Genomic DNA, 13,675 nt, shown 5'->3' with positions numbered 1-13,675 from the left:
GTGCGGCTGAGGGATCCGACGTGCGGCTCAGGAGGCCGGGTCCGCCCGCCCCTCCAGCACGCCGAGGTCCGCGGAGTCGAACGCCGCGTTCTGCGTCAGGGCGACGGTGACGGCGTCGCCCTCGGCGCGGATCACGGCGGTGATCGTGAACGGCGTGGAGACGAACACGAAGCGGATGCGGAACTCGTCGCCGACCCAGGCCGCGCTGGTCGCGACGTCCGCATCGACCCCGAGCGGGGCGCCGCTCGATGCCGGGATCCAGTCGCCGGCGCCGAGCCGGAGCGACTGCGGACCGCCCGCGGTCTCGACGTCGAGGGTCCAGCCGCCGGCGGCCTCCGGCGTCAGCAAGAAGGCGGAGATGCCGGGCAGCGAGCGCGTCAGCGCCCAGCGCCGGCGCTCGAGGCCCGCGGCGGCCGGCGAGGTCGGGGTGCCGTGCTGCGGCGGCATCCGGAGGTGCGCGAGGCGGGTGCTCAGCGCCTCGGCCGCGAGCGGGTCCTCCGCCCGGGTCGGCCCGATCGCGGGCAGCAGCTCGTGCCAGACGGCGTCGAGCACGGCCTGCATGTCGACGAGCCCGCTCGTGATCGCGAGCACGGCATCCTGCTCCGGCAGCACGAGCACGAACTGCCCGAAGGCGCCGTCGCCGCGGTACGCGCCGTGCCGGGCGCGCCAGAACTGCCAGCCGTAGCCCTCGCTCCAGTCGGGGTTCGTGTCCGGCCCTGCGTTCGGCACCTGGAACGACGTGGCCTCGTCGACCCAGGCGGCCGGCAGCACCTGGTCGTGGCCCCACAGCCCTCGGTGCAGCAGCGTCTGCCCGAAGCGGGCGAGGGCCTCCGTCGTGAGGTGCAGGCCGGTGCCGGCGCGATCGAGGCCGTCGGCGCTCTGCTCCCAGTGGCCGGGCTCGATGCCGAGCGGCGCGAACAGGCGCGGCCCGAGGTACTCGAGCAGCGAGCCGCCGGTGAGCCGCTGCACGATGGCGCCGGCCAGGAACGTGTCGCCGGTGTCGTAGACGAAGCGCTCGCCCGGCTCGTCCGCGAACGGCGTGCCGAGCGCGGAGGCGACGGTCACCTCGTCGCGCGGCGCGAAGCTCTCGCCGCCGTGCCCGCTCGTCATCGTCAGCAGATGCCGCACGGTGAGCCGCGCCAGCCGCGGGTCCGGGTCGGCCGGCACTGCATCCGGCAGCAGGTCGGCGACGCGGTCGTCGACGCCGAAGAGGCCGTCGGCCATCGCGAGTCCGACCGCCGCCGACGTGAAGCTCTTGCTGACCGAGTACAGCGCGTGCGGCCGGTCGGCGGTGTACGGCGCCCACCAGCCCTCGGCGACGACCGTGCCGTGGCGCAGCAGCACCATCCCGTGCACGGAGTCCATCGCGTCGAGCTCGCGCACGAGCGCCTCGACGGCGGCGGACGGGATGCCCTGCGCCTCGGGCGCGGAGCGGGGGAGCGGGGCGACGTCGGCCATGCCCCCAGTCAACACCCGGAGGCCCGCGGTCAGCCGATCTCGGCCGGAGCCGGATCCGCTCCGTTGACCGTGATCACGCGGAGCCCGTCCGCGCCGCTCTCGACGAGCGACACGGAGCCGTTGTCGATGGCGGGCACCTTGAAGCCGACCAGCTCCGACAGCGTGTAGCGGATGATCGTGCCGTGGCAGACGACCACGATCTCGCGTCCCGGATGCGCTGCGCCGATCGCGTCGAGGGCCCGCAGGCCGCGCTCCACCACGGACGTCAGCGGCTCGACGCTCGGCTCGCTCTTGCCCGGCCAGAGCCGCTCGACCTGCGCCTCGGTGTCGCCCTCCAGCGCGCCGTAGTCGCGCTCGACGAGGTCGGCGTACGAGGGGCCGAGCTCGATGCCGAGCCCGGCGGCGATGATCTCCGCGGTCGTCCGCGCGCGCTGCAGCGGCGAGCTGACCACGAGGTCCCACGGCGTCGCCGCGGCCCGGAGCACCTCGACCGCGGCGGCGGCCTGCTCGTGTCCGGTGGCGTTGAGCGGCCAGTCGCTGGCGCCCTGGAGGCGGCCCTGGAGGTTGAGGTCGGTCTGGCCGTGCCGGATCAGCGCCAGCATTCAGGCATCCACCTCGGCGACGACCGGCACGCCGCCGTTGCTGAGCAGCGTCCAGCCGGACTCGGTCCAGGCGGCGATCGCGCGGCCGGTGTTGTCGAGCGCCGGCATGTCCATCGGCTCGACGCCGGCGATGCGGGCCGCGATCGCGCGGATGACGGTGCCGTGCGCCGCGATGATGACGTCCTGGTCCGGGTAGTCGGCGCGCACCTGCTCGAGCGCCGCGAAGCCGCGCTCCGCCACCTGCTCCATCGTCTCGCTGCCCTCGGCGTCCCAGTTCGGCCACCGCACCACGGCCTCGTCGATCGTGAAGCCCTCGCCGGCGCCGAAGTCGAGCTCGGCGAAGCCCTCGTAGGCCGGGCCGAGCTCGAGCCCGAGCTTCTCGGCCACGATCGCGCCGGTCTCGCGGGCCCGCGACAGCGGCGAGCTCACGACGATCGCCCAGTCCTGCTCGTCGCGCTGCGCGGCGAGCAGCTCGCCCACCTCGGAAGCCTGCTGCCGCCCGGTCGCGTTGAGCGGGATGTCGCTGGATCCCTGCAGCCTCCGCTCGAGATTCCAGTCGGTCTGGCCGTGGCGGAGGAGCGCGATCGTCATGCCCCCATCCTCCCAGGCCCGTTCGACGCTCCGCTGAACGCCCGGCGACCGGCGGACGCGGCGCCATGGGCTCATCCGCGTACGCGAGTGGCGACTGCGGACCGTCGCAGGTGCGCAGTCGGCGGCTCGCGTACGCGGTCGGGGTCGTCGCCGCCGCCTAGGCTGGGCGCATGGCGGCATCCTGGTCACTCGGCGGCGCGCTGCGCGGTCTGTTCGCGAAGCCGACCATCGACGAGGAGACCTGGGACGACCTCGAGACCGCCCTCATCACCGCCGACTTCGGGCCGACGATCTCCGAGCAGATCATCGAGGACCTCCGCGCGAAGGTGGACCGCTACCGCACCACGGATCCGCGCGACCTCCAGCGGATGCTCCGCGAGAGCCTCGAGGAGCGGTTGTCGAGGCTCGACCCGACCCTCCACCTGCAGGAGCGGCCCGCCGTCATCCTCGTCGTCGGCGTCAACGGCGTCGGCAAGACCACCACGATCGGCAAGTTCGCCCGCTTCCTCGCGAACTACGGCCGCAGCGTCGTCGTCGGCGCGGCGGACACGTTCCGCGCGGCCGCCGTCGAGCAGCTCGCGACCTGGGCGGAGCGGGCCGGGGCGCAGATCGTCCGCCCGCAGCAGCAGGGGCAGGATCCGGCCTCCGTCGCGTTCCAGACCGTCGAGAAGGCGAAGAACGAGGGCATCGAGATGGTGCTCATCGACACCGCCGGCCGGCTGCAGACGAAGAGCGGCCTCATGGACGAGCTCGCAAAGGTGAAGCGCGTTGTCGAGAAGCAGGCGCCGATCGCCGAGGTGCTGCTCGTGCTCGACGCGACCACCGGGCAGAACGGGCTCGCTCAGGCCGAGGCGTTCATCGAGCACGCCGGCGTCACCGGCCTCGTGCTCACGAAGCTCGACGGCTCCGCGAAGGGCGGCTTCGTGCTCGCGGTGCAGGAGAAGACCGGCATCCCGATCAAGCTCATCGGCCAGGGCGAGGGCATCGGTGACCTCACCGGCTTCACCCCGCACGTCTTCGCGCAGCAGCTCGTCGGCTGAGATCGGGCGCTCCCTCAGCAGCCGGAAACCGGCCCGAAATCCGGGGTACGCGGCGTCCTCCGGATGCCCCACCCGAGCCTGAGGGGATCCCCGGCGGGCCCGGGGAGACCCCGCAGAACCCGGTCCATGCGCACGCATCGGATGTCAGCGTCGAGGCATGAGAACAGCCTCCGCCTCCCTCGCGATCCTGCTCCTCCGCCTCGTGCTCGCCGTCGTCTTCGTGGCGCACGGTCTGCAGAAGCTCCTCGGCCAGGGGGTCGAGGGCACGGCCGCCGGCTTCGCGCAGATGGGCGTGCCGCTCGCGCAGGTCGCCGCGCCGCTCGTGATCGCTCTCGAGATCGGCGGCGGCGTGCTGCTCGGCCTCGGCCTGCTCGCCCGGCCGGTCGCGGCGCTGCTCGCGGTCGACATGATCGCGGCCTGGGTGCTCGTGCACGCGGGCAGCGGCTTCTTCGCGCAGGACGGCGGCTTCGAGTACGTGCTCGTGCTCACCGCCGCCTCGGCCGTCATCGCGATCGCCGGCGCCGGACGCGCCTCGCTGGATTCCGCCATCGCGCCGCGCCTCGGCTCCCGTCGCCGTCGGCTCGCCTTCGCCCGGGCCTGACCCGGAACGACGGGGCGGCCGGGATCCGCGCTCAGCCGAGCGGCGCGAGCCCCCGGTGGGCCTCCGCGAGCTCGCGGTACTGCACGGCGTTGCGGGCGACCCGGTCGCGCAGCTCCGGATCCCGGATCTCGCCCCGCACCTTGGCCGGCACCCCGGCGGCGATGGACCCCGCCGGCACCTCGTGCCCCTCGAGCAGCACCGCGCCGGCCGCGACGAGGGCGCCGGGGCCGACGACGGATCCGCTGAGCAGCCGGGACCCCATCCCGATCAGCGCGCCATCGCCGATCCGCGCGCCGTGCACGATCGCGGCATGGCCGATGCCGACCCCGGCCCCGATCACCGTCGGGTTGCCGAGGTCGGTGTGCACGACCGAGTTGTCCTGGATGTTGCTGCCCTCGCCGAGCACGATCTCCTCGAGGTCGCCGCGCAGCACGGTGCCGTACCAGACGCTCGCATGCGGGCCGATGCGCACCCGGCCGATGATCGTCGCGTTCGGCGCGACGAACGCCGTCCGGTGGATGTCGGGCTCGTGCCCGTCGAACGGCAGGAGAAGCGGCATGCGGTCAGCCTAGGGTGGGCGCCATGAGCCTTCCCGAGCTGTCGTCGACCGACCTCGCCGCCGCCCTCGAGGGCGTGACGGAGCACTGGAGCCCGCGCGTCGTCGGCCGCGTCAACGACCAGTACGTGAAGGTCGCGAAGCTGCTCGGCGAGTTCGTCTGGCACGCCCACGACGAGGAGGACGAGCTCTTCCTCGTGCTGCGGGGCGTGCTGCGCATCCAGCTCGAGGGCGACCGGGAGGTGCGCGTCGAGTCCGGCGGCTTCTTCGTCGTGCCGCGCGGCGTGCGGCACAACCCGATCGCCGACGAGGAGGTGCACGTCGTGCTCATCGAGACCGTCACCACGGCCCACACGGGCGACGTCGTGACCGACCGGACCCGCTCCGTCGACGAGCAGCTGGGCCGCTCCGCGTAGAATCGCCCGCATCATGGCCACCTTCGGTACCCTCTCCGACCGTCTCGTCGAGACCTTCAGCAAGCTCCGCACCAAGGGGCGCCTCACGCCCGCGGACGTCGACGGGACGGTGCGCGAGATCCGCCGCGCCCTGCTCGACGCGGACGTCGCACTCGAGGTGGTCAAGGACTTCACCGCGAAGGTGCGCGAGCGCGCGCTCTCGGACGAGGTCAGCAAGGCGCTGAACCCGGCGCAGCAGGTCGTGCAGATCGTCAACGACGAGCTGGTCGCCGTCCTCGGCGGGCAGCAGCGCCGGCTCGAGTTCGCGAAGACCCCGCCGACCGTGATCATGCTCGCCGGCCTCCAGGGCGCGGGCAAGACGACCCTCGCCGGCAAGCTCGCGAAGTGGCTCAAGAAGGACGGCCACACCCCGATGCTGGTCGCAGCCGACCTCCAGCGCCCGAACGCGGTCACCCAGCTGCAGGTCGTCGGCGACCAGGCCGGCGTGCCGGTGTGGGCGCCGGAGCCCGGCAACGGCGTCGGCGATCCGGTGAAGGTCGCGAAGCAGGGCGTCGCGGAGGCGCAGCGCCGGCAGTTCGACACCGTCATCGTCGACACCGCCGGACGCCTCGGAATCGACGCCGAGCTCATGAAGCAGGCGTCCGACATCCGCAAGGCCGTCGACCCGGACGAGGTGCTGTTCGTCATCGACGCGATGATCGGCCAGGACGCGGTCGCCACGGCGCGTGCGTTCCAGGAGGGCGTCGACTTCACCGGCGTCGTGCTGTCGAAGCTCGACGGCGACGCCCGCGGCGGCGCGGCGCTCAGCGTCGCGAGCATCACCGGGCGCCCGATCATGTTCGCGTCCACCGGCGAGGGGCTCGACGACTTCGAGCCGTTCCACCCGGATCGCATGGCCGGCCGCATCCTCGACCTCGGCGACATCCTCACCCTCATCGAGCAGGCGCAGTCCGCGTTCGACGAGGACGAGGCCCGCAAGGTCGCGGAGAAGTTCGCGACCGACAGCTTCACGCTCGACGACTTCCTGTCGCAGATGCAGCAGCTGAAGAACATGGGGTCGCTGAAGGGGATGCTCGGCATGCTCCCCGGCGCCCGCGGCATGCGCGAGCAGCTGGAGAACTTCGACGAGCGCGAGATCACCCGCACCGAGGCGATCATCCAGTCGATGACGCCGCAGGAGCGCGCCCTGCCGAAGCTGCTGAACGGCTCGCGCCGCCTCCGGATCGCGAAGGGCTCCGGCACGACCGTCACGGACGTGAACGGGCTCGTCACGCGCTTCGACCAGGCGTCGAAGATGATGAAGACCGTCGCGAAGGGCGGCATGCCGCAGGTGCCCGGGATGGGCCCGGTGCCCGGCATGGGCGGCGGCCGTGCGGCCCTCGCGAAGCAGCAGGCCAAGCGGAAGAAGGGCGGATCGCGCAGCGGCAACCCCGCCAAGCGCGCCGCGGACGAGGCGGCCCGCGCCGCCGGACGCCCGCTGGACGGCGAGGCGGCTCCGAGCGGCTCGGGCTTCGGGCTCGGCGGCGGCGGCGCGAAGAAGGACGGGCCGTCGGCCGAGGAGCTGGCCGCCCTCCAGAAGATGCTCGGGCGCTAGGAGCCCTCGTGCTGCGGCGTCGTCGGGGTCTCCTCGCCGGCGTCGCCCTGGCCGGCGCCGTGCTGGCGCTGGCCGCGTGCGCGCCGGTCGCGGACGCGGTCGGCGACACCGGCTGCCCGCCGACGCTCGCGGCCGCCGTCGAGGCGCGGTCCCGCCTCAGCGGAGCCCCGGGCGCGCAGGTCTCGGAGGTCTCGCCCGCCGACGTGCCGCTGCCCGCGACGCGCACGCTGCTGGGCGGGGCGTGCATCCTGCGCCTGCACTACTCGGTGCTGCTGTCGCTGCCGAACGTGTTCCGCATCCTCGTGCCGGGCGGCGCGGGCACCGAGTCGGCGCTCGGCATGACCCTCGCCCGCGACGGCTGGCTGCCGACCGCGGACCACGGGCTGCTCCGCTCCGCCGCGGGCGGCCGGGCGACGCTCGAGTCGGCGACGGCCGCGGCGCTCGGGCGCGCACTGCCGCCCGGCGCCGTCATCCCCGCGTCCTCCGCGTACGCGGGCGGGCGCATCGTGCTGCTCGGGGTCTTCCTGCCCGCGCGTCCGGCGGGCACGTGAGCGCGCGTCCGGCCGGCGTCCTCGTCGTCGTCCTGCTCGTCGCGGCGGCCCTGGGCGGCTGCGCGCCCGATCGCGCGGACCGGGGGGAGACGGGCTGCCCGCCGACCCTGGCCGGCGCGGTCGAGGATCGTGCCGTGGTCGGGGGCACCCCGACCGTGCGGGTGTCGGTGGCGTCGCCGTCGACGCTCGGCCTCCGCACCGCCGGAGCGCTGCTCTCGGACGCGTGCGTGCTGGTCGTGCACTCGATCTTCACGCCGGACGATCCGGTCGTGTACCAGGCGATCCTTCCCGGCGGCCAGGCCTCCGCCGACGCCATCGCCGGCGCGATGCTCCGCGACGGCTGGACACCGTCGCGCGACCAGACGCCCGGTGCTCGCATGCTGACCGGACCGGGTGGCGGTCGGGCATCCCTGCAGGTCTACAGCTCGCACGACTTCCTCGTCTCGCTGCCGCCCGGAGCGCGGATCCCAGACGACTCGGCCTACCGTGACGGACCCGTCGTGCTGCTCGGCCTCGCCGTCCGCGCGTCCGGTGCCGGCGGTGGTGGCGTGCCCGGCGGCTCGCAGCGGGACAGCTCGGGCTGAGACCGGCGGCGCCGCACCCGGTCGCCCTAGGCTCGAGCGCATGACGAGCCCCGCCATCCGCCCCGTCCGCATCGGCGTCCAGGTGCAGCCCCAGCACGCGACGTACGAGACCATCCGCGACACCGTCCGCACGCTCGAGGACCTCGGCGTCGACGTGATCTTCAACTGGGACCACTTCTACCCGCTGTCGGGCGAGCCGGACGGCCTGCACTTCGAGTCGTGGACGATGCTCGCGGCCCTCGCGGAGCAGACCTCGCGCGTCGAGTTCGGCGCGCTCGTCAACTGCAACTCGTACCGGAACCCCGACCTGCAGGCCGACATGGCCCGCACCATCGACCACATCAGCGCGAAGGGCGGCACCGGCCGCTTCATCTTCGGCACCGGCTCCGGCTGGTTCGAGCGCGACTACGACGAGTACGGCTACGAGTTCGGCACCGTCGGCAGCCGCCTCGACGACCTCGCCGAGGCGCTGCCGCGCATCGAGGCGCGCTGGGCGAAGCTGAACCCGGCGCCGACCCGCGAGATCCCCGTGCTCATCGGCGGCGGCGGCGAGAAGAAGACCCTCCGCCTCGTCGCGAAGCACGCCGACATCTGGCACAACTTCGCCGACCCGGAGACGCTGAAGCGCAAGCTCGACATCCTCGCCGACTGGTGCGAGAAGGAGGGCACGGACTTCTCCGCCATCGAGATCTCGAACGAGAACAACTCGAAGGACCTCTCCGCGGCGGACGAGAAGCGCGAGCTCGGCGTCTCGCTCTTCACGCTCGGCGTCTCCGGCCCGGACTACCCGCTCGACACCGTCAAGGAGTGGATCGCCTGGCGCGACTCGGTCAACGGCTGAGCAGTCCTGGGGTGGCTGAGCCGCCTTCGGGTGGCTGAGCTGCGCTCGGATGGCTGAGCCTGTCGAAGCCCCTACGCGGTCGCGGGCTCGCCGGTCTGGAACTCGGCCACGAGCGCCCGCACGACCGGGGCCGTGTCGCCGTCGTGCGCGGCCGCGACCCGGCGCTGCCGCTGGTAGCTCGCGCCCCGGTCGAGGATCAGCTCGATGTCGGCGAGCTCGCCGGCGCAGTCGAGCCGGTCCGCGATCGGCGCGAGCCGCTCCACCGTCTCGCGCAGGTGCTCCGTGACGAGCCGCTCCTCGCCGTCTGCGTCGACGATCACGATCGCCTCGAGGCCGTAGCGGGCGCCGCGCCACTTGTTCTCGCGGATGAACCACGGCGGCATCGAGGGCGGCACGACGCCGCGGTCGAGCCCGGTCTCCATCTCCTCGACGAGGCACTGCGCGAGTGCGGTGAGCGCCCCGACCTCGCGGAGCGTCGAGATGCCGTCGCAGAAGCGGAGTTCGAGCGTGCCCCACTTCGGCGAGGGCCGCACGTCCCAGCGCAGCTCGGAGTGGTCGTCGATGACGCCGACGTGGGTGAGCTCCGCGACGATCCGCTCGTAGTCCGTCCACTCGCGCAGCTCGGGCGGCAGCCCCGCCGTCGGCAGCTGCTGGAACATCAGGGCGCGGTTCGAGGCGTACCCGGTGTCGATCCCGGTCCAGAACGGACTGGACGCCGACAGCGCCTGGAAGTGCGGGTAGTAGGCGAGCATCCCCGCGATCACGGGCAGCACGCGGTCGCGCGCATCGAGCCCGATGTGCATGTGCACGCCCCAGATGAGCAGCTGGCGTCCCCAGTACTGCGTCCGGTCGAGCAGGGTCTGATAGCGGTCCTTGCCCGGCGTCACCTCCTGCGCCTGCCACTGCGCGAACGGGTGCGTGCCCGAGCACATGAGGTCGGCGCCCTGGGTGCGGGCGGCCTCCGCGGCGGCGGCGGACTCGCGCGCGAGGTCGCTGACGGCGTCGGCCACCCGCTGGTGCGGCCCGCTCACGACCTCGACGGTGTTGGTGAGGAACTCGCTGGTGGTGTGCGGGAACACGCCCTCGTCGCGGTCCAGCGCCTCGAGGATGCCGGGCGCGGCCGGCGCCAGATCCCCGCTCGCGGAGTCCACGGTCTGCAGCTCCCACTCGATCCCGACCGTCGAGCGCGCGGACTCGCGGAACGGGATGGGGCGCACCTCGATCGCCATGCGGCGAGTCTGGCAGGAGGAGGGCGGTCGGTGGCCGATTCCTCGCCGCTCCCCAGTCGGAGGTCGGCCCTAGCCTGACGACATGCCCCGCCGCTCCGCGCTCCTCCTCCCGGCCGCCATCGTCGTCACGGTGCTGGCCTGGGCCAGCGCCTTCGTCGTCATCCGCGGGGTCGCGCCGTACATCGGCGGCGGCGCGCTCGCGCTCGGCCGGCTGATCGTCGGCGCCGTCGCGCTGGCCGTGCTCCTGGCGGTGTCGCGGAAGTGGGTGCGGCCCACGGGGCGGGAGTGGCTGCTCCTCCTGCTCTACGGCGTCGCCTGGTTCGGCGCCTACAACACCGCCCTCAACCTCGCCGAGCGCACGCTCGACGCTGGCACGACCGCGCTCATCGTCAACGTCGGCCCGATCCTCATCGCGATCGGCGGCGCACTGGTCTTCCGGGAGGGCATCAGCCGGTGGCTCGCGCTCGGCTTCCTGGTCGCCTTCGTCGGCATCGTGCTCATCGCGGTCGGCAGCGGCGCCCGCTTCGGCGATGCGACCGGCATCGTCTGGTGCCTCGTCGCCGCGATCACCTACGCGATCGGGGTGCTCGCGCAGAAGCCGACCCTGCGGAGGCTGCCGGGCGGCCAGGTCACGTTCCTGGGCTGCACGATCGGCATGCTCGTGAGCCTCCCGTTCGCCGGGCAGCTGCTCGCGGAGGCGGCCGACGCCCCGCCCGCCGCGATCGCCGGCGTCGTGTACCTCGGGGTCGTGCCGACGGCGCTCGCCTTCACGACCTGGGCCTATGCGCTCGGGCGGATGCCGGCCTCCCAGCTCGGCATCTCGACCTACGTCGTGCCGCCCATCGCTGTCGTGCTCGCCCTCGTGCTCTACCGGGAGTTCCCGACGCCGCTCGCGATCGTCGGCGGCGTCATCTGCCTCGCCGGGGTGGCGCTGTCGCGGCGCCGCTCGCGACGTCCCGCTCCGCCCCAGACGGCCGTGCCGGAGCGCGTTTCCGGACCGGCCGCGGATCTGCCACAATAGGAGGTCGAGTCTGCGCGCGTTCGACCCTCTATCCGACGCGCACCAGACCCCATCCAGAGCTTCGCGTCCGAGCGTGCACCCCACGCATCCCGGCCGCGGTTCGAACTTCCAACACTCACCACTCAGGAGAATCGTGGCTGTCAAGATCCGCCTCAAGCGGCTCGGAAAGATCCGCGCGCCGTACTACCGCATCGTCGTCGCCGACTCGCGCACCAAGCGTGACGGTCGTGTGATCGAGGAGATCGGCAAGTACCACCCGACCGAGAACCCCTCGTTCATCGAGGTCGACTCGGACCGCGCCCAGTACTGGCTGTCCGTCGGCGCCCAGCCGACCGAGCAGGTCACCGCCATCCTCAAGCTCACGGGCGACTGGGGCACCTTCAAGGGCGAGAAGGATGCCAAGAGCACCGTCCAGACCCCCGAGGGCCGCTCGGAGTTCGTCGCCGACGAGAAGAAGAAGCCGGTCCTCAAGCCCAAGGCCGAGAAGAAGGCCGTGCCGGTCGCGACCGACGCCGCCGACGAGTCGCCCGCGGCTGCGGACGCCGACGCGTCGCAGGTCGCCGCCGACGAGGCCGCCGACGCGGCCGACGCCGACAAGGCCTGATCGTGCTGGCTCCCGCGCTCGAGCACCTCGTCAAGGGGATCGTGGATCACCCGGACGACGTGCGCGTGGAGTCCGTCGGTTCCTCGCGTGGCGAGGTCCTCGAGGTCCGCGTGCACCCCGAGGACCTCGGCCGCGTGATCGGCCGATCCGGCCGCACCGCGAAGGCGCTCCGCACCCTCGTGGCGGCGCTCGCCGACGGCCGTCGCGTGCGCGTCGACGTCGTCGACACCGACCGGGCGTGAGCAGCCCCGCGAAGGCTCCCAGGACGCAGCTCCGGGTCGGCCGCCTCGTCAAGGCCCACGGGCTGAAGGGCGCGCTGAAGGTCGAGCTCTACACCGACGACCCGGACCGCCGGTTCGTGCCGGGGGCGTCGTTCGCACTCCAGGTGCCGACGTCGTCCCCGTGGCACGGCAAATCGATCGAGCTGATCGAGCTGCGCTGGTACAACGCGCACCCGGTCGCGTTCTTCGAGGGCGTCGGCGACCGCACCGCGGCCGAGACGCTCGTCAAGGCGATCCTCTGGGTCGACCAGGACCCCGCCGAGCCCGCCGAGGACGACGCCTGGTTCGACTTCCAGCTCGTCGGCCTCACCGCGCTCCGCGACGGCGAGTCGGTCGGACGGGTCGCCCGCGTCGACCACCTCCCCGCTCAGGACCTCCTGGCGATCGACACCGGCGCCGGCGAGGTGCTCGTGCCGTTCGTCACGGCGATCGTCCCGGCCGTCGACATCGCCGCGGGCACCATCACCCTCACCCCGCCGACGGGCCTCTTCGAGCCCGCACCCGACGACGACCCCGAGCCGCAGGCCGCGGAGCCGGTCGAACCGGCTGGTGCTGAGGCGGCGGACGCGGACGAGTCAGTCGACGCGGACGACGACGGCCCGGAGCCGGAGCCGCAGCCGACGGACACGACGCCGACCGAGGCGGACCCGCGAGGGAAGTAATCCCTCACCGACGCTTCGCAGTCGGCAATGTGCGCGGCGGGTAACGCCATCGGTGCTGGTCGCGCCGCACCATCCCGCGGATCAGCGCCTCGACGTCCGCCCATTCGTCGACGATGCGGTGGTAGCCGAACCGGAGCACTCGATATCCGAGCGAGACGAGCGTCGCATCCCGGCGACGGTCTCGCTCCCGCTGGGCCGGTGTCGAATGCCATCGGTCGCCGTCGAGCTCGATGACGAGCCGGTCGCCGATCACCAGGTCGACCCGTCCCACTCCGGCGATCGGAACCTGCGACGCCACCCGGATGCCCAGGCGGCGAAGCCGCACCCGCACCAGGCTCTCGAGGCCGGATTCCGCGTGGCCGTCGACCCGATCGCGAACGCGACGGCCGATGGCGGTGCGCGACAGGAGCGTCTCGACCTCGACACCGGTGAGCAGGCCGAGGTTCAGTACCGAGTCCGCGGCGGCGATCGCCTCGTCGAACGGCAGGCATCCGACGGCGAGCTCGAGCGAGGTGACGACGTCGTCCACCCCGTCTGCGGCGTGCCCTCCCGACACGTGGATCCTCGCCGCCGCGAGCTGCACCGGCCGCACGGTCCGGGGCCGTCGCAGGTGCGATCCGTGCTCGATCGTCCAGACGCCATGCCGCGCCAGCGCGCTCACGCAGGAGATCGCGAGTCCCGCTGTCAGTGCGCGGTGGACGTCGGCGTCACCGCGGGGCCCGACGTACGAGTCGCGCCGGAGCCGCTGCAGCGCTCCGTCGTCGACGGCCGTCGCGATCTGCCGCCGGGTCCACCCGTCGGCGCGAAGATCACGGTAGCTGCTGACTTCCATACCCGGAGCGTGGCAACGCACGACGAAGCCGGAACTCCCCGGTGGCAGGTCTGCGGACACGGTCCGGAACCTCGGCCGTGTGGAGGAGCGGACATGTCACCGCCGCTGACGTTCACGCGAGGGAAGTAATCCCTCGCGGAGCTCGTTCTGTCGGCGCGGTGCACGGGCGCCACGAATCGGCGCACGCGCCGGCCACGGCATCGCGCGCGGCT

17 protein-coding genes are annotated in these 13,675 nt (G+C 73.0%); 11 read left to right on the top strand and 6 right to left on the bottom strand.

The features are described from left to right. Window positions 1–27: 27 nt before the first annotated feature. Genes AC1RSJ_RS09840 through AC1RSJ_RS09830 form a run of 3 tightly spaced genes read right to left on the bottom strand, consistent with a single transcriptional unit; the run spans window position 28 to window position 2,651 of the window. The gene (locus AC1RSJ_RS09840) at window positions 28–1,458 is read right to left on the bottom strand and encodes a serine hydrolase domain-containing protein (protein ID WP_493118193.1); all 1,431 of its coding nucleotides are present in this window, start codon (window positions 1,456–1,458) and stop codon (window positions 28–30) included. Between the two features lie 29 nt (window positions 1,459–1,487). After that, window positions 1,488–2,060 (bottom strand): histidine phosphatase family protein, encoded by a 573-nt coding sequence (locus tag AC1RSJ_RS09835; protein WP_493118192.1) that lies wholly within the window; start codon window positions 2,058–2,060, stop codon window positions 1,488–1,490. Further along, window positions 2,061–2,651, bottom strand: coding sequence for a histidine phosphatase family protein (locus AC1RSJ_RS09830; protein WP_493118191.1), 591 nt, complete (start codon window positions 2,649–2,651; stop codon window positions 2,061–2,063). 170 nt (window positions 2,652–2,821) lie between these two features. Here AC1RSJ_RS09830 and ftsY point away from each other — a divergent pair, with 170 nt between their 5' ends. After that, window positions 2,822–3,691 carry a signal recognition particle-docking protein FtsY gene (ftsY, locus tag AC1RSJ_RS09825; RefSeq protein WP_493118190.1) on the top strand — a complete coding sequence of 290 codons (870 nt, stop codon included), beginning with the start codon at window positions 2,822–2,824 and terminating at the stop codon, window positions 3,689–3,691. 157 nt (window positions 3,692–3,848) lie between these two features. Then, window positions 3,849–4,292 (top strand): DoxX family protein, encoded by a 444-nt coding sequence (locus AC1RSJ_RS09820; RefSeq protein WP_493118189.1) that lies wholly within the window; start codon window positions 3,849–3,851, stop codon window positions 4,290–4,292. A gap of 31 nt (window positions 4,293–4,323) precedes the next feature. Here AC1RSJ_RS09820 and AC1RSJ_RS09815 read toward each other — a convergent pair whose 3' ends face one another. Further along, the gene (locus AC1RSJ_RS09815; RefSeq protein WP_493118188.1) at window positions 4,324–4,851 is read right to left on the bottom strand and encodes a gamma carbonic anhydrase family protein; all 528 of its coding nucleotides are present in this window, start codon (window positions 4,849–4,851) and stop codon (window positions 4,324–4,326) included. Window positions 4,852–4,874: 23 nt separating this feature from the next. On the opposite strand from AC1RSJ_RS09815, the gene AC1RSJ_RS09810 reads away from it, so the two are divergent. Genes AC1RSJ_RS09810 through AC1RSJ_RS09790 form a run of 5 tightly spaced genes read left to right on the top strand, consistent with a single transcriptional unit; the run spans window position 4,875 to window position 8,834 of the window. Continuing rightward, the gene (locus tag AC1RSJ_RS09810; protein ID WP_493118187.1) at window positions 4,875–5,264 is read left to right on the top strand and encodes a cupin domain-containing protein; all 390 of its coding nucleotides are present in this window, start codon (window positions 4,875–4,877) and stop codon (window positions 5,262–5,264) included. A gap of 13 nt (window positions 5,265–5,277) precedes the next feature. Then, entirely contained in the window at window positions 5,278–6,858 is a 1,581-nt protein-coding gene (gene ffh, locus AC1RSJ_RS09805; RefSeq protein WP_493118186.1) for a signal recognition particle protein, read from the top strand. Between the two features lie 8 nt (window positions 6,859–6,866). Then, window positions 6,867–7,409 carry a hypothetical protein gene (locus tag AC1RSJ_RS09800; RefSeq protein WP_493118185.1) on the top strand — a complete coding sequence of 181 codons (543 nt, stop codon included), beginning with the start codon at window positions 6,867–6,869 and terminating at the stop codon, window positions 7,407–7,409. Then, window positions 7,406–7,993, top strand: a complete 588-nt coding sequence (locus AC1RSJ_RS09795; protein WP_493118184.1) for a hypothetical protein — start codon at window positions 7,406–7,408, stop codon at window positions 7,991–7,993. Before AC1RSJ_RS09800 ends, AC1RSJ_RS09795 begins: the two co-directional genes overlap by 4 nt. A 40-nt stretch (window positions 7,994–8,033) precedes the next feature. Then, a complete protein-coding gene (locus AC1RSJ_RS09790; RefSeq protein WP_493118183.1) occupies window positions 8,034–8,834 on the top strand; it encodes an LLM class F420-dependent oxidoreductase in 801 nt (266 codons plus the stop codon). A 71-nt stretch (window positions 8,835–8,905) separates the two neighbouring features. Here the strand turns inward: AC1RSJ_RS09790 and AC1RSJ_RS09785 are convergent, their stop codons facing one another. Next, a complete protein-coding gene (locus AC1RSJ_RS09785; RefSeq protein WP_493118182.1) occupies window positions 8,906–10,063 on the bottom strand; it encodes a glutamate--cysteine ligase in 1,158 nt (385 codons plus the stop codon). An 82-nt stretch (window positions 10,064–10,145) separates the two neighbouring features. Between AC1RSJ_RS09785 and AC1RSJ_RS09780 the strand changes: the two genes are divergently transcribed. The 4 genes from AC1RSJ_RS09780 to rimM all read left to right on the top strand — a co-directional run bounded on the left by AC1RSJ_RS09780 (window position 10,146) and on the right by rimM (window position 12,631). Next, complete coding sequence (locus tag AC1RSJ_RS09780) at window positions 10,146–11,084, top strand: DMT family transporter (RefSeq protein ID WP_493118181.1); 939 nt, start codon at window positions 10,146–10,148, stop codon at window positions 11,082–11,084. A gap of 133 nt (window positions 11,085–11,217) precedes the next feature. Next, entirely contained in the window at window positions 11,218–11,688 is a 471-nt protein-coding gene (rpsP, locus tag AC1RSJ_RS09775) for a 30S ribosomal protein S16 (RefSeq protein WP_493118180.1), read from the top strand. Window positions 11,689–11,690: 2 nt separating this feature from the next. After that, complete coding sequence (locus tag AC1RSJ_RS09770) at window positions 11,691–11,930, top strand: RNA-binding protein (protein ID WP_493118179.1); 240 nt, start codon at window positions 11,691–11,693, stop codon at window positions 11,928–11,930. After that, a complete protein-coding gene (gene rimM, locus AC1RSJ_RS09765; RefSeq protein ID WP_493118178.1) occupies window positions 11,927–12,631 on the top strand; it encodes a ribosome maturation factor RimM in 705 nt (234 codons plus the stop codon). Before AC1RSJ_RS09770 ends, rimM begins: the two co-directional genes overlap by 4 nt. A 4-nt stretch (window positions 12,632–12,635) precedes the next feature. On the opposite strand, the gene AC1RSJ_RS09760 is transcribed toward rimM, so the two are convergent. Continuing rightward, window positions 12,636–13,523, bottom strand: a complete 888-nt coding sequence (locus AC1RSJ_RS09760) for an endonuclease domain-containing protein (RefSeq protein WP_493118176.1) — start codon at window positions 13,521–13,523, stop codon at window positions 12,636–12,638. Window positions 13,524–13,675: the final 152 nt, after the last annotated feature.

Source organism: Schumannella sp. GW821-FHT10F01 (genome assembly GCF_058809295.1).
The sequence above is the reverse complement of the archived record's forward strand: the minus strand, read 5'-3'. Positions and strand labels throughout refer to the sequence as shown.